Source organism: Paucibacter sp. B2R-40 (assembly GCF_025717555.1).
GTDB lineage: Bacteria > Pseudomonadota > Gammaproteobacteria > Burkholderiales > Burkholderiaceae_C > Paucibacter_A.
Genome location: NZ_JAJIRP010000001.1, coordinates 584,335 through 604,827, shown reverse-complemented (window position 1 = coordinate 604,827; position 20,493 = coordinate 584,335). Strand labels below are relative to the sequence as shown.

The 20,493-nt window shown below is 62.6% G+C and carries 21 protein-coding genes; 5 read left to right on the top strand and 16 right to left on the bottom strand.

The features are described from left to right. Nucleotides 1-35: 35 nt before the first annotated feature. Nucleotides 36-1,571, bottom strand: coding sequence for a DUF4331 domain-containing protein (locus tag LNV09_RS02690; RefSeq protein WP_263555521.1), 1,536 nt, complete (start codon nt 1,569-1,571; stop codon nt 36-38). Nucleotides 1,572-1,766: 195 nt separating this feature from the next. Between LNV09_RS02690 and LNV09_RS02685 the strand changes: the two genes are divergently transcribed. After that, nucleotides 1,767-2,336 (top strand): PEP-CTERM sorting domain-containing protein, encoded by a 570-nt coding sequence (locus LNV09_RS02685; RefSeq protein WP_263555520.1) that lies wholly within the window; start codon nt 1,767-1,769, stop codon nt 2,334-2,336. On the opposite strand, the gene LNV09_RS02680 is transcribed toward LNV09_RS02685, so the two are convergent. The 3 genes from LNV09_RS02680 to LNV09_RS02670 are packed head-to-tail and all read right to left on the bottom strand — an operon-like array spanning nt 2,337 to nt 5,842. Continuing rightward, the gene (locus LNV09_RS02680) at nt 2,337-4,754 is read right to left on the bottom strand and encodes a bifunctional diguanylate cyclase/phosphodiesterase (protein ID WP_263555519.1); all 2,418 of its coding nucleotides are present in this window, start codon (nt 4,752-4,754) and stop codon (nt 2,337-2,339) included. Continuing rightward, nucleotides 4,751-5,368, bottom strand: a complete 618-nt coding sequence (locus LNV09_RS02675; RefSeq protein WP_263555518.1) for a methylamine utilization protein — start codon at nt 5,366-5,368, stop codon at nt 4,751-4,753. The genes LNV09_RS02680 and LNV09_RS02675 overlap by 4 nt, the downstream gene beginning before the upstream one ends. A gap of 33 nt (nt 5,369-5,401) precedes the next feature. Next, nucleotides 5,402-5,842 (bottom strand): group I truncated hemoglobin, encoded by a 441-nt coding sequence (locus LNV09_RS02670; RefSeq protein ID WP_263555517.1) that lies wholly within the window; start codon nt 5,840-5,842, stop codon nt 5,402-5,404. A 135-nt stretch (nt 5,843-5,977) separates the two neighbouring features. Here LNV09_RS02670 and LNV09_RS02665 point away from each other — a divergent pair, with 135 nt between their 5' ends. Further along, a complete protein-coding gene (locus tag LNV09_RS02665; RefSeq protein WP_263555516.1) occupies nt 5,978-6,853 on the top strand; it encodes a DUF3034 family protein in 876 nt (291 codons plus the stop codon). A 21-nt stretch (nt 6,854-6,874) separates the two neighbouring features. Here the strand turns inward: LNV09_RS02665 and LNV09_RS02660 are convergent, their stop codons facing one another. From LNV09_RS02660 to nagB, 7 genes are all read right to left on the bottom strand, one after another. Beyond that, entirely contained in the window at nt 6,875-7,261 is a 387-nt protein-coding gene (locus LNV09_RS02660; protein WP_263555515.1) for a VOC family protein, read from the bottom strand. A 61-nt stretch (nt 7,262-7,322) separates the two neighbouring features. Continuing rightward, complete coding sequence (locus LNV09_RS02655; protein ID WP_263555514.1) at nt 7,323-7,685, bottom strand: hypothetical protein; 363 nt, start codon at nt 7,683-7,685, stop codon at nt 7,323-7,325. Nucleotides 7,686-7,753: 68 nt separating this feature from the next. Further along, nucleotides 7,754-8,275 carry a GNAT family N-acetyltransferase gene (locus tag LNV09_RS02650; protein ID WP_263555513.1) on the bottom strand — a complete coding sequence of 174 codons (522 nt, stop codon included), beginning with the start codon at nt 8,273-8,275 and terminating at the stop codon, nt 7,754-7,756. Between the two features lie 21 nt (nt 8,276-8,296). After that, nucleotides 8,297-8,800, bottom strand: coding sequence for a GNAT family N-acetyltransferase (locus LNV09_RS02645; protein WP_263555512.1), 504 nt, complete (start codon nt 8,798-8,800; stop codon nt 8,297-8,299). A 30-nt stretch (nt 8,801-8,830) separates the two neighbouring features. After that, nucleotides 8,831-9,886: an alpha/beta fold hydrolase gene (locus LNV09_RS02640; RefSeq protein WP_263555511.1), complete on the bottom strand. Its 1,056-nt coding sequence runs from the start codon at nt 9,884-9,886 to the stop codon at nt 8,831-8,833. Between the two features lie 218 nt (nt 9,887-10,104). Next, nucleotides 10,105-10,656, bottom strand: coding sequence for an NADPH-dependent FMN reductase (locus LNV09_RS02635; protein ID WP_263555510.1), 552 nt, complete (start codon nt 10,654-10,656; stop codon nt 10,105-10,107). A gap of 27 nt (nt 10,657-10,683) precedes the next feature. Then, nucleotides 10,684-11,475: a glucosamine-6-phosphate deaminase gene (gene nagB / locus LNV09_RS02630; RefSeq protein WP_263555509.1), complete on the bottom strand. Its 792-nt coding sequence runs from the start codon at nt 11,473-11,475 to the stop codon at nt 10,684-10,686. Between the two features lie 267 nt (nt 11,476-11,742). On the opposite strand from nagB, the gene LNV09_RS02625 reads away from it, so the two are divergent. Further along, nucleotides 11,743-12,573 carry a substrate-binding periplasmic protein gene (locus LNV09_RS02625; protein WP_263555508.1) on the top strand — a complete coding sequence of 277 codons (831 nt, stop codon included), beginning with the start codon at nt 11,743-11,745 and terminating at the stop codon, nt 12,571-12,573. Here LNV09_RS02625 and LNV09_RS02620 read toward each other — a convergent pair. The 5 genes from LNV09_RS02620 to LNV09_RS02600 all read right to left on the bottom strand — a co-directional run bounded on the left by LNV09_RS02620 (nt 12,542) and on the right by LNV09_RS02600 (nt 17,432). After that, nucleotides 12,542-12,856 carry a hypothetical protein gene (locus LNV09_RS02620; RefSeq protein WP_263555507.1) on the bottom strand — a complete coding sequence of 105 codons (315 nt, stop codon included), beginning with the start codon at nt 12,854-12,856 and terminating at the stop codon, nt 12,542-12,544. The genes LNV09_RS02625 and LNV09_RS02620 overlap by 32 nt on opposite strands. 154 nt (nt 12,857-13,010) lie before the next feature. Further along, nucleotides 13,011-15,425, bottom strand: coding sequence for a tetratricopeptide repeat protein (locus tag LNV09_RS02615; RefSeq protein WP_263555506.1), 2,415 nt, complete (start codon nt 15,423-15,425; stop codon nt 13,011-13,013). A 55-nt stretch (nt 15,426-15,480) separates the two neighbouring features. Then, a complete protein-coding gene (locus LNV09_RS02610) occupies nt 15,481-16,155 on the bottom strand; it encodes a zinc metalloprotease (protein ID WP_263555505.1) in 675 nt (224 codons plus the stop codon). Next, nucleotides 16,145-17,146, bottom strand: coding sequence for an XdhC family protein (locus LNV09_RS02605; RefSeq protein ID WP_263555504.1), 1,002 nt, complete (start codon nt 17,144-17,146; stop codon nt 16,145-16,147). Before LNV09_RS02605 ends, LNV09_RS02610 begins: the two co-directional genes overlap by 11 nt. A 46-nt stretch (nt 17,147-17,192) precedes the next feature. Further along, entirely contained in the window at nt 17,193-17,432 is a 240-nt protein-coding gene (locus LNV09_RS02600; RefSeq protein WP_263555503.1) for a DUF2789 domain-containing protein, read from the bottom strand. A gap of 212 nt (nt 17,433-17,644) precedes the next feature. Between LNV09_RS02600 and LNV09_RS02595 the strand changes: the two genes are divergently transcribed. Together LNV09_RS02595 and LNV09_RS02590 are read left to right on the top strand one after the other, a co-directional pair. Further along, nucleotides 17,645-18,127 (top strand): (2Fe-2S)-binding protein, encoded by a 483-nt coding sequence (locus LNV09_RS02595; protein WP_263555502.1) that lies wholly within the window; start codon nt 17,645-17,647, stop codon nt 18,125-18,127. Next, nucleotides 18,124-20,478, top strand: a complete 2,355-nt coding sequence (locus LNV09_RS02590) for a xanthine dehydrogenase family protein molybdopterin-binding subunit (RefSeq protein ID WP_263555501.1) — start codon at nt 18,124-18,126, stop codon at nt 20,476-20,478. Before LNV09_RS02595 ends, LNV09_RS02590 begins: the two co-directional genes overlap by 4 nt. Nucleotides 20,479-20,493: the final 15 nt, after the last annotated feature.

Here is a 20,493-nt window from a genome sequence, read left to right as displayed (position 1 = left end):
GCTCACGGCGCCCCTTGCAGTTCAGACTTGCAGGTTTACTTGCTGCCGGCAATCGGCGTGAACAGATAAGGGAACTTGCTCAGCAAGGGCACGACCGCCTGGTCCACCGCGTCATGCAGCTTGAAGGCCGTGGCACCCAGCGGCACCTTGCTCGGATTGCAGTCCGCACCGAAGCCCAGCGCGTTGTTATTGCCGTTGGCCATACACAGACCCCCCATCACCGCCACCAGCGAGATGTCGACCACATCATCTTTGGGCCGACGGCCATTGGGGTAGCCGGCGTTGTCCGTGCCACCGGCCAAGATGTTGCCGACCAGGCCCAAGCGATTTTGTTGATCAAAGCGCACCGGTTCAATCGCCGTGTTCAAGCGCAGCATCTCCGAGCCGACCACATTCTTGGGTTGGTTGACGCCCTTGATGCCAGTCAGGAAGGTCGTGACCAGGTCAAAGCGCGGGAAATTGGTCGGCGCCGTATTGGGCAAACCCAGGGCGATTTCGAGCAAGGCCGGCAACGAGGGATGGGTCACATAGTCGATGAACTGGCCGTCCCCTTTGGGTGATGAGGCGTTGAACTTGTCCTTGTCCGGCAGGCCAATCACCACCTCATTGACCAGGGGCATGCCCAGGCGCGACACCTGCACCCAGCTGCCGCCGACCTTCTCGCTGGCTTGATGACCCGACGGCGGCGTGGCATTCAATACGCGCGACTGACGCAGGCTGGCGGTGGTCCAGCCGCCGATCACATCATCGCCATTGGTCAAACAACTCTTGTGCACCTCGATGGCCAGGGTCGTGACGTTGGCATCATCAATGGTGTTTTGCGCCGCACCGATCAAGGCCGGGTTGGTGATCACGTCGACAGGGGCGTGGACGAGATCGAAGATAACGCCCAAATTGACTGCAAACGCATCCTTGCGTTGGCCCACAAAAAGCTTGGCAGGCTTATCGCAACCCGGCATATTGACGCTGTAGATATGCTGGTCGGCATAGCCAGGATAGTCAGGAATTGTCTTGGTGCCGATATTGTCGACCGGCTTGTCAAAGCTCGCACTGCCAGTCAGGGCATTGGTCAAGGGCATCGCAACGCCGCTGCGGCGGTCGCCACGAACCAAGCTCACGCCGAAGGTTTCTGCCAGGTTCAAATTGCCATCAGCCAAGCCGCTGACTTGCCCTTTCTGAACCAAAGGGATAGGAATATTCTTGCCGCCGATCGGCAGGGCCACACCCTTGCCGCCTGCTGCCAAGCTGTTGTTGAAGCGAAATTGGAAGCTCAGGTCTTCCTTGGCGTCGCCGTTGTTGTCGATGTGGATCTCATACAGCGCGTTGGGGTCCATCGCGAAATAGTTAGGGCCGCCATACGCAGCCTGCAAAGGCTGGTAGTTAGCGATCAGCGTCACATAGTCTTTGCGGCCTTCTTCGTAGCTGCGAAACATATAGAAGTCGGTGCCGTCCACCTTCGGAGCGGTGGTGATGAAGGGCGCTTCGCGGTGGCTGGACGCTTGCGTCAAGCCGGTGCAGGCCAAAAGAATTGCGGCAGCCAGAGGTGCCAAGGGGAGTCGCTGAGCTTGCATGAATAGTTCTCCAGGGTGAGCGGGGTTGTGCGAATTAACACGGAGTTAGGCGGTCTATGCCGCTGGAGGTCAATACGCGGTACCGCTGAAACTGGATGCAAGGAAATAGAAATGATTTTTTGCATCCAAGGCCGCAATCGCGGCGTATGGCTTGACGCGACTTCGCTTCAACTCAAGCAAACCCTGGAGAATTTCATGCCCACTCTGACTCAATCCGCCTGCCAACTCTTGCTGGGCCTCAGCGCAGCACTGCCGCTGGCCGCCCAAGCCGGCCCGACGACCATCAACCTGTTCTTTGACGGCGCCGGCACAAGCCAGCCTGTCGATGCCGCACAGGGCACCGGCAGCTGGACCGGCAGTCTCACGCCGGGTTTCGGCTCCGACCTCAGCGAGTCGCTGCTCTCCAGCGTGCTCTACAAGCTTGACGCCAGCGGCGCGAGCTTGAGCGGCAGCTTCCAGTTCAGCAGCCAGGATCTTGCCTCTACCCTCACTGGTCTGCTGACCGGCAGCGACGCGGACGGCGACGGCCAGTTCGAGATCGATTACCAGATTCTCAGCGGCAGCGGCGCCTTCAACCGAGCCAGCGGCTACGGTCTGTCCTTCATCAGCTTTGATCGACCACTGAACACGGCCGGCAACTACACCGAGGCAGGTGTCCTGAGCTTCGCGGTGCCTGAGCCTTCGAGTTTTGGCTTGCTCGGCCTGGCACTGCTCGGCGTCGCGCTGACACGGCGCAAACCAGTCGGCCCAACGCTGCGCGGCTGATCAGATATTCAGACCGCCCAGCATGGTTTCCACCGACTCGTGACTGAGGTCAGGTGCCGTCCAGGCGCTGAGCCAAGCCGAAAACTGCTGCTGCGGCATCGGCTTGGCGATGAAATAACCTTGACCTTCATCGCAACCCAACTCGGCCAACAGCTTCCAGGCCTTGCCGGTTTCCAGGCCCTCGGCCACCACCGACAGCCCCATATTGTGAGCTAGCTCTATGGTCGAGCGCACAATTCTTGCGTCGCCCAGATCGGCCTCCATCGCCAGCACAAAGCTCTTGTCGATCTTCAACTCGTCAACTGGCAAACCCTTCAGATAGGCCAGCGAGGAGTAGCCGGTGCCGAAGTCGTCGATGGAAAGCTTGAAGCCCATCTCGTGCAACTGGTTCAGGGTCTCCAGCGCGCGCTGCGGGTCATCCATGATGGCGCTCTCGGTAATCTCCAAACACAGCGAATCGGTATTGGCACCATGCTGGCGCAGCATCGCGGCAATCTTGGCCGGCAAGTCCTGGTCCATCAGGTCGCGGGTGGACAGATTGACGCTGATGCGCAGCGCCTGGTTCTGCGCTTGCAAAGCGGCCCAAGCCCGCGCGGATTCGGCCAGCACCCAGCGCGTCAACTCGCGGATGAAGCCGGTCTGCTCGGCAAAGGGGATGAACTGCATCGGCGGCACCAGGCCGCGCTCGGGATGCTGCCAGCGCAGCAAGGCTTCGGCGCTGCTGACGCGGCCGGTTTTCAGGTCGACCTTGGGCTGCAAATACAAGCGCAGCTGCCCGCCCTCGACAGCGCGGCGCAACTCGCTCAGCAAGGACAGCGACTCCTGGCTGCCCGCATCCAACTGGGGCGAATACAGCGCACTGCCGGACTGACGTTTTTTTGCCGCCACCATGGCCAGCGCGGCGCGACTCAAGAGCAGCTTCGCGTCATTCCCATGGGCCGGCGCCAGCACGATGCCGATACCGGCGCTGAGGTCGACAGTCTGCTCATCCAGACACAGCGCCGTTTCGAAATCCAGGCGAATCGCCTCGGCGGCGGCGCGCGCAGCGGCCTCATCGGCCTGCTCCAAGAGCAAGACAAACTCATCGCCGCCCAGGCGCGCCAAGCTGTGCGGCTGCGTCCCGAGCAGGTTCTTCAAGCGTCGCACCACGGCGCATAACAGCCGGTCACCGAAATCATGGCCCTGCACATCATTGACATGTTTGAAGCGGTCCAGGCCGAGTTGCAGCAAGGCAAAAGGCGCGCCGCTTTGGCTCAAGCGCTCCGCCAGACGCTCGCTGAAGCCCAAGCGATTGGGCAGATTCGTCAACTGGTCTTTGTAGGCGAGCTGACTGAGGTTCTCGTCACGTTCACGAATGCCGCGCCGCATCAGCTCAAACGCCGCCGCCAGATCACCGACCTCGTCGCCGGATTGGCGCAGCACCGGCGTGTTGTAGTCGCCCTGGCCCAGGCGATCGGCAGACAAGGCCAGCGCCTTCACCGGGCCACTGATGCGCCGCGCCATCAATACCGAGCCCAGCGCAAATATCGCCACCCCGATCAAGGTCAGCGCCAACAAGGTCAGCTGCAACTCGCGGTAAGGGGCGACTGCCGCGTCGAAAGAGCGCAACAGCAAGACACCCAGTTGTTGCTGTTGCTTTTGCTGCTCCGGCACCATCAAAGGCACCCACAGGCCGCGCAAATGATCGGCACCCAAGTCGGCCGGGAACAGCCCGCCGCCAGGCGGGATCTGGCCTGCCAAGCGATCGGCCACGGCCGGCTCCAGCAGACTCAGCAAGCTTCGCCATTGGCCGCGCTCATCCTGCATCACGATCACGGCCTGCAATTCGGACAGCGTTTGCAAATCCTGCAAGGCCGATTTTTCAAGCACAAAGCCCATCAAAATCCAACCAACCTGGGCGGGCGTCTTGACCGGTGCAAGCGCGACCTGATAGATCTGCCCGCCCAGCAGCGCCAGCTGTGCGGCTTCGGTTCCGCCGAGTTTTTGCTTCAGCAAACTCGCAAAGCGAGCGGCATCGTCGCGGGTCGCGGTCACCAGCGTCTGTTCGTTGTCAAAGTAGGCCACCACGCTGGCACCAATGCGCTCGCCCTGATTGGCCAGCGCATCCTTGATGGTCTCGACCGTGCCCTGCTCGGCCAAGGGCAGCCCCACTGCCTTGATGAAGCCGTAGTCCTTGGCCAGCAGTTCAGCCGCATCGTGCAGCTTGTCGGCACGTTGCGCCAGCAAACGCCTGAAGACCCGCTCACCGGTCTTCAGCTCCGCCTCAATCGAGGCGTCGGCATTGCGTGCGATGCTCGAGCGGATGACCGCAAAGCTGGCAAATTGCACCACCAGCAACAGGGCCAGAAAGAGCGCCACGATGCGCCCTTCAAGGCGGCGCAAGTTCAGAAAAGCCGGCGGCGACACAGCGACCCTCATTCGCTCAGAGTCAGGCTGGTCTGCGCGCCGCTGACCGGCAGATGGGCCGGCACGACGAGCACCTGGCTTTGCAATGTCTGCGCCTTCAGGCTGGGATGCCAGAGCTTGAGCCTGTGCTCCCCGGCCGGCAAGTCGAATCTAGCGCTGCCGCTGGCGTCGGTGACGGCGAACAGCGGCGTGTCGACGACGACGATGTGGGCGCTCATGCGGTCGTGAATATTGCAGCCCAGCGTGGCTACGCCGGGCTTGTCGAACACGATGGGCTCGCTCGGCGTGCCGGAGTAGAGCTTGACGTCGATGACCTTGATCGGTGAGAAAGAATAGACATGATGCCGAACCACGTCGAAGTTAGGGAAACTGACCGCCGTGCCGGTCTGCACGATCAACAAAGCGGGTTGGAATTGCCGTTCGCGCTGCGCCATCTCGGACTTGACTGCGCTGCCGGCCTTGCTGGCGCGGCCGAGCAACTCGACGGCGACGGCCGCGCCCGCCAGCGGCTTGCCGGCCGCATTGTTCAGTTGCACCGTCCAGGGCAGCGCATAGGCGGCCGGGCAGGCCAACAGGCCTGGCAGCAGCAGCGCGTGCGATCGGCTGAGCAGGGATCTCAAGTTCATGGTTTTGGCTCGATTCCAGCAGGCTTTAGCTCATCAAGGGCTCACGATAGCCTGTTTCATGGGCGCCAGCAGACGCAACAGCTCATTCTTCGCCCGGCTGTCGATGCCGCTGTGATCTATTTCCTGCCGCAGCATCTCGACAAAGGCATCAAATTCCGAAGGCTTGATGCGCAAGTCCTTGTGCACGCGGGTCATGGTCTCACCCTGGTAGCGGCAGCCGCCGCCGGCCAGCGCGCAAATTTGTTCGGTCAGACTTTCCTGCAAGGCTTTCAGTTTGATGCCCTCAAAAGTGCGCCGGGTGCGCGGGTCGGCGGCCGCAAGCGTCAAGGTACGGCCCATCAATTCGGACACCCCGGCCTGGCCGCCGAGGCGCTCGTACAGACTTTCGGACGGTGGCGGCGCTGTCGTCGGCGTGGCGCAGCCGAGCAAGACCAGCAGCAGGCAAAACAGCGGAAGAAGGCGGACACTTGGCATGGGGGATTTGGAATTGCAAAAATCAGGGCTTCAGCCGCGCGGTAAAAGTCCGATGACGGGATCAGACATATGGTGAATTCATTCGCTCGCCTATCGCGAACTGTATCGACTTCACCCGGCCCAACTTGAGACACCATGCCTGCGACGCTCCGTCCCCTGAATCGCCCGCACCTTCCTCTGCTGCTGCTGGCGGCGCTTTGGGCCGGCCCAGCCGGCGCCGGCGAGCGGCTGCTGGGCAGCTCCGGCGTCAGTCAAATCGAAGGCGCGGCCGGTGGCGGCTTGACGCCCTGGGCGCTGATCGCCGGCGGCGGCAGCCGCGACCAGATCGGCGCATCGGCTTTTGCCACCCGGGTGCACACGCGCGGCGGCTACACCTTGGACGCAGCAGGTCTGGCGCTGGGCTTGTATGACAGTGTCGAGCTGTCGCTGGCACGCTGGCACTTCGGTCTGTCTGACACCGTGCCGGGCCAAAACCTCGGCCTGGACGTGTTCGGGTTGAAGTGGCGGGTGATGGGTGACGCCGTCTATGACGCCGACAGCTGGCACCCGCAAGTCGCCATCGGCCTGCAGCACAAGCGCAATCACGACATGGCCATACCGACATTGCTGGGCGCCAAACATGGCGCTGACACCGAGCCCTATGTGGCAGCCACCAAGCTGTGGCTGGGCGCTGCCGGCGGCTACAACCTGCTCACCCATTTGACCCTGCGCGGCACACGCGCCAATCAAATGGGTTTGCTGGGCTTCGGCGGCGACCGTGGCGATGCTTTGCGCCCACAGCTGGAGTTGTCCCTGGCCGTGCTGCCACGTGACAATGTGGCCATCGGTATCGAGTGGCGCAGCAAGCCCAGTTTGCTGAGCGCCGCGCCGGAGACGCGCGCGATGGACCTGTTCCTGGCTTGGTGGCTCAGCCCCAACGTGAATCTGACGGCCGCCTATCTGGACCTCGGCCAGATCGCCAACAAGACCGCGCAGCGCAGCAGCTACCTGTCGCTGCAGGCGCAGTTTTGATGGCCTGGGCTCCCGCAAGCCTCAGGCCAGCCACTCCCGCAGCTGCAACACATTGCCTTCCAAGTCGTAGGCATTGCGCATCTGGAAGCCCGGCCCCGCGTACACCGGGCCGAACAGGTCGCCACCAAGCGCACGCGCCCGGTCGGCGGCCGCCGCCAGACTGTCCACGCTGAAGAACAGCTTGATCGCCTGCTCCTCACGCTGTACGGGCGGAGCCGCGATGCTGAAGCTGGCCGCGATATGCGCGGGCAAGGCATGGATGATCAGCTGAAAGTCAGGCGAGGCGATCACATGAATTTCGGCATTGGCGTGCAACAAGCTCATGCCCAGCACCTGCTGGTAGAAGGACGAGAGCTTGTCCAGACTATGGGCATAAATCAATGCGCCGGCGCGGGCGGGTCCTGCCATGGGGCTAACTCCTGAGTTGAGCGCCCATTATGGGCGACCCAGAATGCTGAGCGGGCTTCGCTCAGGGATCAGTGCGCTGTTGCATGGCGCGCCAGGTCCAAACGGCACCGGCCAAATCGACCACACCGAAGGCCACCAGCATCGGCGGCGCAAGGCCCAGCAAGACAAAGTCCAAAAAGGCCAGAAAGACCACGCCGCGCGTCAACACCGAGGCGCGGAACGCCGACAGCGCCTCGGCTTTGGCGGCAAAGAGGTAGTACACGCCGATATTGAAAGCCAAGACACCGACAACCCGAATCCACACCTCGTCGGTCGTCGGGATGAAAAACAGGCTCAACAGCAGATTGGGCAGCGCCACCAGGACGGCCCCCAAACCCAGCAAGTAAAAACCGAAGATTCGAACCGAGATTGCTGCTTTGGACATGCGCCTTGCTCCTGCGTGACTGGGCTGCTTGGCATTTTAGGGAGCTGGGCTGCAGGCTCGCTTGGGTTTTACAAGGCTCTGATCGCATACACCATCAGCTGGCGCTCGCTGCCGTCCGGGTGCGGGATCTGGCGCTCGAAGCGCAAGCCCAACTTCTCCAGCAGTTTTTGAGAGCGCAGATTGTCAACACGCGTCGTTGCGAGAATGTTTTTGAGACCAAGCTCCGCTTGCGCGTAGCGCAAGACCTCTGCGGCAGCCTCAAACGCATAGCCCTGCCCCGCGTGCTGCAGCAAGAAGGCGAAACCGATGTCGGGGTAGTCCAGATAGTCGCGCTGCGCCAAGCCGCAAACGCCCAAACGCTGTCCAGCCGGCTGCTTGCTTTCAACCATGCAAAAGCCAAAGCCCAAGCGGCCATACATCTCGACCGGGCCGTTCTCGATATAGGCTTGCGCGTCTGCGAGGCTTCGCACGCCCCGGTCGCCAATAAAGCGCAGCCAGCTGGGGTCATTCAGCAAGCTCAACATAAAGGCCGCGTCGTCAGCGGCGGACATGCGGCGAATGCGCAGGCGTTCGGTCTGGAGTGTCTTCAAGTTCGGCTTTCTTCCATCGCACTAGGCCGTCGGGGCTTGGACAAAGCTTTGCACCGGGCCATGCCAGTCATCGCTGTTCAGCTGCTGCTCGCTGAACTGGCCTCGGCTGAAGTCAGCGATGACGCGGCGCCAGAACGTCTGAGCTGCGTGATTGTTGGCATGCTCGGCCACTTCCCAGCGCCCGGCGCGCGAGGAGAAAACGGCGGCGGCGGCGAATCGGCCCAAGCCGCTTTTTCGATATTTGCGCAGCACAAAGAACTCGCAAATCGCATGCTCGCTGCCCGGCAGCAACAAGCCGGCTTGCGCCCCATCGACGAGGCAAAAACCCGCGTAGCGGCCTGCCACTTTGAAAACAAATGCCGCCTTCGGTGCCTGCCAATATTCCTCCACCCAGGGGTAGTGGTACAGGCCGGCTTCATTCACATCATCGCCGTCGAACGCGGAGAAGTCGTGCAAGTAGAGCTGCAAGAGGTGGCGCACGACAGGGCGCTCATCAGGACTAGCGATTGCGACAGAAAAATCCATGGGCAGATTCCAATTGGCGCCAGCGCCGCGTCAATTTTCTTTCGACATCTGCTGCGCCGCACGCAGCAGGAGGCGATGCTGCGCCTCAATCAGCGCTGGGTTGGGGTCGTGGCCAGCCAAGGGCACGACGGTGAGTGATTTTTCGGGGGCCAGGATGCTGTCCACAAAGCCCTGTGTGACCGCAAGCGGCGTCAGCAGGTCCTGCTCACCTTGGATGAAATGCATGGGAATGCGGTACTCGGGACCCAGCGCTGGCAAGTTTATTTTGGACAGCATGCCGTCACCGGCCAGACCGACGAACTGCAAGAAAGAATAGTCTTCGCCCTCTTCCGTGGCCGCTTGGGCCTCGGCGCTCTGATAGCGGGCTTCGGCCTGCCACCAATCGCGCGGCGCCGGTGTGCAGCCCTTGGCCTCGTAAGCACGAATGGCGCGGCGCAGCACGCCGAAAGCGCGCGGGTCGCGGTGGGGCGGCGGGCCGATGGCTTTCAGCGCGGCGACCGTGCTTGCATCGCCAGCCGCCTCGGCCAAGGCCAAGGTCTGCGTGAAGCTGGCCAAACCGTTGGCCTGTGCGCTGACCATTTGCGCCGTGCCCACATAGGCGGCAAACAAATCGGGTCGGCGCTTGGCCATGTGCACGCCCAGCGCCGAGCCCCAGGAACTGCCCATCAGCAAGACCTTGCGCGGGCCGAATAGCTGCTGCAACTGCTCCGTCAGCTCAAGACCATCGGCCACCATGCGCTCCAGCGTCAGTACGTCTTGTGCCTGCTCGGGGTTTTTGCCAAAGCTGAGCCCGGCGCCGCGCTGATCCCATTGCACCAGCACGAAGTCGCGACTCCATTTGCCGTAGATGTTCTTGGCAAAAGGGCTGAGCGGGTTGCCGGGGCCACCATGCAAGAACAGCAGCACCGGTTTGCTGCTGTCTTGGCCGTGAAGGGTGACCCACTGATCGATGCCGCCTATGCGCCTAAAACCCTCTTGGTCAATCGGCGCTACGGCCTTGGCCGTACCGACAACGCCGAATAAACCGAGCGTCAAGACAAGGGCAAGGGCGCCGACCAAACGGCGGCGGAGAGAAGCAGTGTTCATGCAGCGGACCTTGGAATCGCAAAAGGGCCAATTCCACCGATTGGCCCGAGTCGCCGCACTGTAGTTCAGGTGCGCGGCTGCCTCAAGCCAGCAAGGACAGACTGCAAGTCGGTGTGACAGGCTGCGACAAAGTCGGATTGCCCGCATGCGGCGGCCCGAGATTCAGGCCCAGTGCCGGCCCATCAATGTCTATGGGGCCAAGCGCCTGCTCAGGTCCTCTACTTGCGCAGCTGCAAAGACCAAGCTGCCAATGCAGCCAACTGCGCCTTGACGCCGTCCTTGATTTTGTCGTCAGTGAGGTTGCCGTCGGCGTCAAACTGACCGGCGAAGGCATTTGCGAAGACTTCGGGCTTGTTCAGCGGATGCACGTCGATGAACACGCAGACCTGGCGCAAATGGTATTGCGCCCGCGAGGTGCCCATGCCGCCGCCGGCGCCCATGAGGGCGGCGGCCTTGCCACCCAGCAAGGCATTGTTCGGCGCCCGCGAGGCCCAATCCAAGGCGTTCTTCAGCACCGGCGAGATCGAGTAGTTGTACTCGGGGCCGCCAAAAATGAACGCATCAGCTGCGGCAAACTGCGCCAGCAATTGCGTGACCGCCGCCGGCACCTCGGTGATGTCCGAGTTGTAAAAAGGAATGGCCGACAAATCGGCAATTTCAATAATCATGCCTTCGGGCGCATTCGCTTGCGCAAAGCGCAGCAAGCCCTTATTCGATGATTTGGCGCGCAAGCTGCCGCACAGAGCCAGAACTTTGGTGCTTTGAGTCATCGCAATTCTCCGGTAGTGGAATCAATATCAGGCGGAATACTTATTGAGAATCTTCTGATTTTCGGCTTCGATGTGTTTGAAGAATTCGATATCAGAGAGTTTCCCTGCTGCCGCCTCATCAATGATCACAATGACATTCTCGTGCAGCTGCAGCGCCGAAGCTGGGCAAGCTGCCGACAAAGGACCTTCCACGGTGGCCTTGATGGCTTCGGCCTTGCTCTCGCCGGTCGCCAAAAGCACGATTTTCTTGGACTCCAGAATAGTGCCAATACCCATGGTCAGCGACAAATGCGGTTGAAACTCATCGGGGCCAAAAAAGCGCGCGTTGTCTTCGATGGTGGCGCGCGTCAGCGTTTTCACGCGGGTGCGTGAACGCAATGATGATGAAGGTTCATTGAAGCCGATATGGCCGTTGCGACCAATGCCGAGCAATTGAACGTCGACGCCGCCCTTGGCGAAAATCGCGGCCTCATAGGCGGCGCAAGCATCCAGCGGATTAGCGGCGTCGCCGGCCGGCACGGCGGTGTTGGCCTTGTCGATATCAATATGATCAAACAGCTGTTGATTCATAAAGTAACGGTAGCTTTGCGGATGCGTGCCCGCCAGGCCCAGGTACTCGTCCAAGTTGAAGGTGCTGACCTGCTTGAAGGACACCTTGTTAGCTTTGCGGGCGGCAATCAGTTCCTTGTACAGGGCCAGCGGCGTAGATCCGGTGGCCAGCCCCAAGACCGCCGCAGGCTTGGCGTGAATGGTTTTGATGAATATCTGCGCGCCATATGCAGCCACCTCAGCGGCATTCTTCAAAATCACAACCTTCATCGCGCGTCCTTAACAAAAGAGATATTGATCAGCGTGGCGCCGGGCGGCGGAAATTGCGTGATCAGATCGAACGCAAACCGAGCTCGGCAGCGGGCTCACAGCGCCGCAGCGCGCAAGTATTGCATGCACTTGCTGTAACCACTTCGTACCTTGGGGGCGCGCCAGATCCTAGGCGGGGCATCGACTATGCTGCGCGATCAGCCTGCTACTCGGGACGCTCTGCCTCCCCAGCACAAAGGCCTGTTTGGTCGGCATTGGAGGGATTTGATGGCGCGTCAGATGTTGGTGAGTCTTGGCTTGGGCCTGGCGATGAGCTTTGCTTGGCCGAGCATCTGCGGTGCGACTTCTGCCGCTCTGCCGCTAAGTTTTGTGACCGAGTCTTTCCCGCCTTACACCTATGCCCAAGGCGGCCAAGCCGCTGGGCCCATGGTGGAGGTGCTGCATGAGGTCTGCGCGCAGCTCAAACGCGAATGTCAGGTCGAGTTGCTGCCTTGGCGGCGGGCGCTGCGATCCGCCGAGCGTGGCGAGGTCGATGGCATCCTGGCCTTTGTAGATTTGCCCTCGCGGCGCAAGCTCTTCTACATTTCGGCCCCTGTGATTGATGCGCGCTACATGTTCTTCGCACGCGCCGGTCAAGAGTTCAACTACCAAGGGCCGAACTCGCTGGTCGGCCATAAGGTCGGCGTGTACGGCCCCTCGGGCGCCAGTTTGATTCTGGCCGACCTGACCCAGGGCCTGGATGTAGAAACGGTGCTGGAGCCCGACAACCCCACCGTCTTGCGCAAACTGCTGGCCGGCCGCTACGGTGAGCAGGGCTTGGTCTTGCTCAACGAGAGCATGGCCTTGCTGCTGATGCGCGGCGAGGGCTTCGGCGGCCTGCAAGCGGCCGGCACGGCCAAGAGCTTTGGCTACAGCTTTGGTCTGTCTTTGCAACGCGTCAGCCGCAACGACCGGCAGGCTTTTGATGCGGCCCTGACCGATCTCTGCCGCAAGGGTCGTATTGCCGACTTGCTCAAGCACCATGGGCTGCCTGCCTCGGCCTGCCGCACAGCGAGCACAAAGCCGGCTATAGGCTTGGCCCGGGGCCCTCGCCCTTGATTCGCTTCATCGCAAACAGCGACACCAGAGACACTGCTAGCAAAAAGAGCCCACCGAAGATTGCCATTGCACCCGTATCGTCGCCCAGCCACGAGAGCGCAAAGGCACAAATACAGACCAACAGTGCGGAGAGTTTGCTGAGCCACCAGACCAAGTCCCCCATGCCGGGTGGTAAAAACGGGGAGGCACGGTGCTTCACGCCGACTACCGTGCTGACCACCTTGACGAAAATTCCCAGCAAGAATATCCAGCTCAAGGTGCCGGCGACATCCAGCGTATTCAAGTGGAATTGATCCGATAAATTCATAGCCAATAGCGTCTAAAAGATTCGAGTTTTCGCGCCCAGTTTTCTAGCGCGCACCGGCCAAACCTGGCCGGAGTGCGGTCGCAAGCGCAAATTCAAGACAGGCTGATTCATAGCCGCTGCACCGCTATGCCTATTGCCCCACTGAGCCCAACCACCTCCTCAGCAAGCCCCGTTCCACATTCGGCAGCTCATGCAGCGACACCCAGCTCGACTTGTCGGCCAGGTACAACCACTGCGGTGGCGCGCCGCTCGCCATACGCTCGCGCAGCGGTGCCAACACTTGGCGCGACTCTTCAAGCCGGCCGAGTGACTTCAAGGCCGCAGCCTTGACGATCAAGGCCAGATCATTCCAAGGCGCTTTCTCCAACGCTGCACCGGCCTTCGGCAAGGCCGCCTCGGCGTCCTTTTTACCCTCCAGCGTCAGCCAGGCGCCCAGCGCAGCCAAACGCGGGTCATCGGCATCCAACAACAAGGCCTCGGTCAGCTGCTTGGCCGCGGCATCAAAGCGGCCGGCGCGCAGCAGGTCTTGCACCAGATCGGCACGCAGTGCGACCACCCCGGTGCGCAGGCGCAAGGCCTGCTCATAGACGGCAAACGCTTCGTCCCAGCGCTCGTCCAGCATGGCCAGCGCGGCAGCCCTGCCCCATAAACCCTCGGGGCTGTCGGACTGGTATTGCAGCGCGGCATCAAAAGCGGCCAGCGCGCGCGGGCCGTCACCGAGCTTGCGGTAGTGGTCGCCCAACGCCAAGTCCAGCAGGTAGCGGTCTTCATCGGTCGCCAAGCCGGTCCGGCTGGCGGCCAGCGTGTCCGTCACCGCCGCCAGGCTCTGGCCGGCATGCCATAAAGCGTCGGCTGCCGCCACCCGCAAGGGCCCGCTGCGCGGCTGCGCCTCTTGCGCTTGCGCCGCCTGAGCCAGCACGGCCGCAGGCTCGGCACCGCTCATCGAGAGTGCGCTCAATTGCGCCGTCAGCACCACCGCATCCTGCGGTGCCGCCTGCGCGGCGCGCGCATACAAGGCCAAGGCCTTGGCGGCATCGCCCTCTTCAAGCCTTTGGTTGCCGGCATTGACCAGCGCGATCGGAAGGCTGGCGCTGACGTCTTGCTGGCTCAAGAAGCGGGCCACCAGGGCCTGCAATTCTGGGTCAATTTCGACCAGGCGCTCACGCACGATCTCGCGGTTGTCAAAAGTGTCGCGGCGCGGCGTCTCCAGGCTGTTGGCGCCCTCGGCGAAGTATTCCCACACCGAGCCACCGGCGTAGCGCGACAAAAAGCCGTTCTTGGTCGCGTCGTCGCGCAGCTTGGCGCGCCGATACAGCGCTTGAATCTCGCGCGTCTGCTCGCCCGTCATCACACCATGCACTTGATGCGTTAGCTCGTGCAATACGGTGTTGTAGCGGTCAAAGATCGAGCGTTCCACATCCTCGATCCCGGTCACCGTGTTGTAGCCGCCGGCACCTCGCACATCATCCCAAAGGCGCGAGTCATAGCCAATGCGCTGGTCCTTCAGCGCCTGTGCGCCCGGCGTTTCCGACAAGCGCATGTAAAGCGGCTTGATGAAATGCGTGGCGCCACCCTCCACCAACACCGGCACATAGGCCTTCCACGGAGCGATGGACAGCGCTACCCGCTTTTGATGGCGCGGTGACAGCTCGGCCCAGTTCAGGACATAACGCTCAATGCCTGGGACTACAGGCATGGGCGTGGCGGCGAAACGCGCCTCGGCCTCAGCGCGGTGCACATCAAAAGTCAAACGCTGCGACTCCAGTGCCTTGGCCAGCACCGCATGGGCGCGGCCGTAGCCCGGCAGCAGGCGCAGGGCTTGCTCGCTCAGCGCGGCAGCGCGTTTGAAGTCGCCGGCCACAAAAGCGTCGGACGCCTGGCGTGTCAGCTGCTGCGCCTGCGCGAACGCGGCCGGCTGCTGCGCGGCCAGTTCGCTGTAGTTCTTGCGCGCATAGCCGTTGCCGAGCAGGTAATGCGCCATCTCATGCTGAGGCTCCAGCGCCACCGCGCGCTCGGCTGCGGCAATGGCCTCGGCCGTGCGGCCCAGGCGAATCAAGGCGTCGGCCTGTGCCATCAGGCCATCCGCTGTCGGCTTCAGCTTGACGCTGGCCTGCGCCTTTTTGAGCGCGCCTTCATAGTCGCGCTGCTGCAGCGCGACTTGGCTCAGGCCCATCAGGGCGGCGGCCTTGTCCTTTGGCTGCGCCTTGGGGTGCGACAACGCCTGCGCAAATGCGCTCAGCGCGCGCTCGAACTTGCGCTGCTCCAGCGCCAGCCGGCCGGCCGCTTGCAAGTCGGCAGGGAGCATCAGATGCTTAGACGCGGTCTCCAGCGCGAAGCGCGTGCGCCGTTCGATCTCGGCCAGATCATCGCTGGCAAACAGCCAGCGATAGACCAGGTCCCGCTCCTGATTGCTGCTCGTTTGCTGGGCCTTGCCGAGCAGAGCCCTGCCGGCCAGATAGTCGGGGACTGTGGCCAGCGCAAGCACCGAGCAGCACAAGCTCGCTGCAACCAGGCCAGCCTTGGCCACGGAACTGAATAACTTCATGATGGAGAAACACCAGAGTACAAAAAAGAACGGGTGATTTTGCTCACCGACAACGCTATTGCGGTTTGGCCGGCAAGCCATTGGCCAGGCGGCAGCGCTGGATGTCGCAAGCGGTGGGCAGGATGGAGCGGTATTCGACCACGGACTTGAGCTGCGAGAGGTCGCGGGCGAAGCAGCTGCCGCCCTTGCCATCGTTGTAATAAGACGTGACGTCAACGCAGCGCCGAGAATGCGCCATCAAACCGAAGAAATGTCCCATTTCGTGCGAAACCACCATCTGCAAGGTCTGCTCGGCCGGATAGCTCGGGTTGCGGGTGCGCAGCAGCTGAAACATGGCCGGGCTGAGCGCCAAAGTGCGCTGGCCCAGGTTCGCGAGGCCGAAATTGCCCCGGCTGCCGGCCTCGCTCCACTGCACCACCACCGCGCCGGGTGGCAGTGGGGCATTGCCGACCAGGGCCAGGACCCGGCTGGGAATACCGCATCCGGCCCAGGCTTTGCTGGAGCGCTCCAGCACTTGCATCAACTTCTCGTCCGAAAACCAAGCCGGTGCACCGGAATTCCAATAGACAAACAACAGCGGATTGCTCAACGCCGGGCGGTCGCGGCCATCGGCCCAGGTGGCGATTTCACCGGGCCGGCATTCGGCAATCTCTTGCTCACGCACCGACTCGGCCGCGCCTGCCGTCAGGCCAGTCAGAGCCAGCAGCGCCGCCAGCAATTCAGACCGCACAGCCGCCTTGTTCTGTGCCCGAGCGCAGCTGTGAGCTGCTCAAGCTAACACCGTAGCGTTCCGCCGTCATGTGGGCGAGTATGGACAGCGCAATCTCGGGTGGCGTGCGGGCGCCGATATGCAGGCCGACCGGGCCATGCAGGCGCGCCAACTGCTCCTGTGTCAGATCGAAATGCTCGGCCAAGCGGGCCTTGCGTTTGTTTTGATTGACGCGCGAGCCGATCGCACCGACATAAAAAGCCGGGCTTTTGAGCGCCTCCATCAGCGCCAGGTCGTCGAGCTTGGGGTCATGCGTCAGCGCTACCACGGCGCTGTGCCCATCGGGGGCGAAGGCGGTCACCACATCGTCGGGCATCTCGCGCGTCAGCGTCACACCGGCCAGGTCAAAGCCGTCCCCATATTCCTCACGCGGGTCGCAAATCAAGACCTGATAGTCCAGGCCCAGCGCCATGCTGGCCAGGTAGCGCGTCATTTGACCGGCACCGATGACGAGCAAGCGCCACTGCGGGCCGTGATGGCTGACGAGTGTTTGCTCGGTGAGGGTCAATAGATCAGCGCCGGCCAGCGGCGGGCTCAAGATCACCGCGCCGCTGGCCAGATCCAGCGTGCGGCAGACGCGCTCGCCCCGGTCCAGCCGGGCCAGCAGCTCGTCCATCATCGAGTCGCCGGTCAGTGGCTCCAGCATCAGCTCCAAGGTGCCGCCGCAAGGCAGGCCAAAACGGGTGGCTTCTTCGGCACCGACACCCCAGCGCTGCAAGCGTGGGCCCGTCAAATTCAGCGCGCCCTCGCGCACCTTGGCGATCAAGTCATCCTCGATACAGCCGCCCGAGACCGAGCCGGCGATTTGCCCGTCATCCCGCACGGCCACCACCGAGCCGACCGGGCGCGGCGCCGAACCCCAGGTGCGCGTGATCGTGCCCAGCACCACGCCCCGACCCGCTTTTGACCAAGCAGCAAGCTGGCGCAACACATCCAAGTCAACGTTATCCATGACCGGGATCCTACGATGAGAAAAAGGCAAGTTGAAACCAGGCAGCTCAAACCTGGTAGCGCAGCGCCGCATCAAGCTGATCCACCAGCTCGGCCCAGTCGGCATCATCAAGGCGAGCCTTGCGCAGCATCTCGGCCTGCGCGGCGTTCCAGAACGGCGCGTCGCCCAGGCGAATCTCCGGCGCCAACGGGGCGTGCTGGGTCAGGAAGTCGTGAATGCCCTGATCGTCATTGGGCAAGCCCAGTTGCGCGAACAGCTCATTGAAGCGGTGATGTGAGTTTTCCATGCGGCTTTGCCCTTTGTTGTGTTGCTCAGATGCCTGCATGGTCGCATGATCCGCGCTCGATGTGCTGTGCCAAGTCGGCACATTGCAAGCAACTCTGATCGGCCTATGTATAGGCATACAGGCGGGTAAACCGTAGATGGCGCGAGCTCGCGGCCCGGGGGATGATGAAGTGGGCCAAACAAGCCCATCTGCCACCCTCTAGGAGACGAGAGATGAGCCAAAACAAGATTACGCTCAAGGTCAACGGCAAGTCGGTCACGCGCAGCACCGCGCCCGATCGCCTGCTGTCGCAATTGCTGCGCGAAGACCTGGCCCTGACCGGCACGCATATTGGCTGTGACACCGGCCAATGCGGCGCCTGCACCGTGCATGTGAGCGGTCGTGCGGTGAAGAGCTGCACCATGCTGGCCGTGCAAGCGGCCGGCACCGAAGTCACCACCATCGAAGGCCTGGCCGCGCCGGACGGCACGCTGCACGCGATGCAAGCGGCCTTCAAGGAGTGTCACGGCCTGCAGTGCGGCTTCTGCACGCCGGGCATGGTGATGAGCGCGGTGGACTTGGTGACGCACCATGGCTGCCAATCCGAAGTTCAGGTCAGGGAGGCGCTGGAGGGCAATCTCTGCCGCTGCACCGGCTACCAGAACATTGTCCGGGCGGTGCAAACCGGCGCCGTCGCCATGGGAGCGAAGGTATGAGCGCCGCACAGCCCGGCTTGATTGGCCAAAGCATTCGCCGCCGCGAAGACGCGCGCTTTCTGACCGGGCGTGGCCAGTACACCGATGACATCGTGCTGCCGCGCCAGACATACGCCTATTTCTTGCGCTCACCCTATGCCCATGCGCTGATCAAGTCGATAGACACGGCCACTGCGGCGGCAGCCGAGGGCGTGCTGGCGGTCTACACCGGCGAGCATTTCCGCACGGTCGGTGGCCTGCCTTGCGGCTGGCTGATCAAGAGTCTGGATGGCTCCCCAATGAAGGAGCCCAAGCACCCGGTGCTGGCCGATGGCAAGGTGCGTTATGTCGGCGACCAGGTCGCGCTGGTCGTGGCCGAGACTTACGAGCAGGCGAAAGCTGCCGCGCAACTGATCGAGGTCGACTACGAGGAGCTGCTGCCGGTGGTCGAAACGGCGCGCGCCAAAGACTTCGCCAGCAGCGTGCACACGGAGGCGCCGGACAACGTCTGCTACACCTGGGGCTGCGGCGACAAAGCCGCCACCGATGCAGCTTTTGTACGCGCCGCTCACGTCACCCGACTGGAGTTCCGCAACAACCGGCTGATCCCTAACGCAATTGAGCCACGTGCTGCAAACGCGTCCTACAACCCCGGCGACGAAAGCTGGACGCTCTATGTCGCGAACCAGAACCCGCATGTTGAGCGGCTCTTGATGTGCGCCTTTGTGCTCGGCATTCCCGAGCACAAGGTACGCGTGGTGGCACCCGATGTGGGCGGCGGCTTCGGCTCCAAGATTTTTCTCTACGGTGAAGAGACCGCCTTGACCTGGGCCACGCGCCAACTCGGCCGGCCGATCAAATGGACCGCCGAGCGCAGCGAATCCTTTCTGACCGACGCCCATGGCCGCGACCACGCGACCGTGGCCGAACTGGGCCTGGATGCGGACGGCAAGTTCCTCGCCATGCGGGTCTACACCACGGCCAATTTGGGGGCCTACCTGTCCACCTTTGCCAGCAGCGTGCCGACGATTTTGTACGCGACGCTGCTGGCCGGCCAATACATGACGCCGGCCATTTATGCCGAGGTCACGGGCGTGTTCACCAACACTGCGCCGGTCGATGCCTACCGGGGCGCGGGCCGCCCCGAGGCCACTTATGTGGTGGAGCGGCTGGTCGAAACGGCCGCGCGCGAACTCAAGATCGACCCGGCCGAACTGCGCCGGCGCAACTTCATCCGCAGCTTCCCCTATGCGACGCCGGTGGGCCTGAGCTATGACATCGGTGACTATGACGCGACATTGAACGGCGTGATCGAATTGGCCGATGTGGCCGGCTTTGCAGCCCGCCGTGCCGAGAGCGAGGCCCGGGGCTTCAAGCGCGGCATCGGTTACTCGACCTATATCGAGGCCTGCGGGCTGGCGCCGTCGAATATTGCCGGCGCCTTGGGCGCGCGCGCCGGACTGTTCGAGGCCGGGGAGGTGCGCGTGCATCCGACCGGCAAAGTGACCATCTTCACCGGCAGCCACTCGCATGGCCAGGGCCACGAGACGACGTTTGCGCAGGTGGTGGCCGACAAGTTGGGCATCCCGTTCGAGGACGTGGACATCCAGCATGGCGATACCGGCAAGGTCTTGTTCGGCATGGGCACTTACGGCAGCCGCTCGCTGTCGGTCGGCGGCACGGCCATCGTCAAGGCGGTGGACAAGGTGATCGCCAAGGGCAAGAAGATCGCCGCCCACCTGCTGGAGGCGGCCGACACCGACATCGAATTCGAGAATGGTGTCTTCAAGGTCGCCGGCACCGACCGCAGCGTGCCTTTTGCCGCCGTTTCGCTGACGGCTTATGTGCCGCACAACTACCCGCTCGACAAGCTGGAGCCGGGTCTGAACGAGAACGCGTTTTACGACCCGACCAACTTCACTTACCCGGCCGGCAGCTATGTCTGCGAGGTCGAGGTGGACCCGGCGACCGGCCATGTGCGGGTGGACCGCTTCAGCGCGGTGGACGACTTCGGCAATATCGTCAACCCGATGATCGTCGAAGGCCAGGTGCAGGGCGGCATTGCCCAGGGCATAGGCCAGGCGCTGCTGGAGCATGGCATCTATGACGTGGACAGCGGCCAGTTGCTGACCGGCAGCTATATGGACTACGCGATGCCGCGCGCCGATGACCTGCCCAGCTTCCAGATCAAGACCGCCAAAGGCACACCCTGCACCCACAACCCGCTGGGCGTCAAGGGCTGCGGCGAGGCAGGTGCCATCGGCTCGCCGCCGGCCGTCATCAACGCGATCTGCGACGCGATCGGCGTCAAGGACATTGCGATGCCGGCCACGCCGCATGCGGTCTGGCAAGCCATTCAAGCGACACGCTGAACTGTTGAGGAGAAT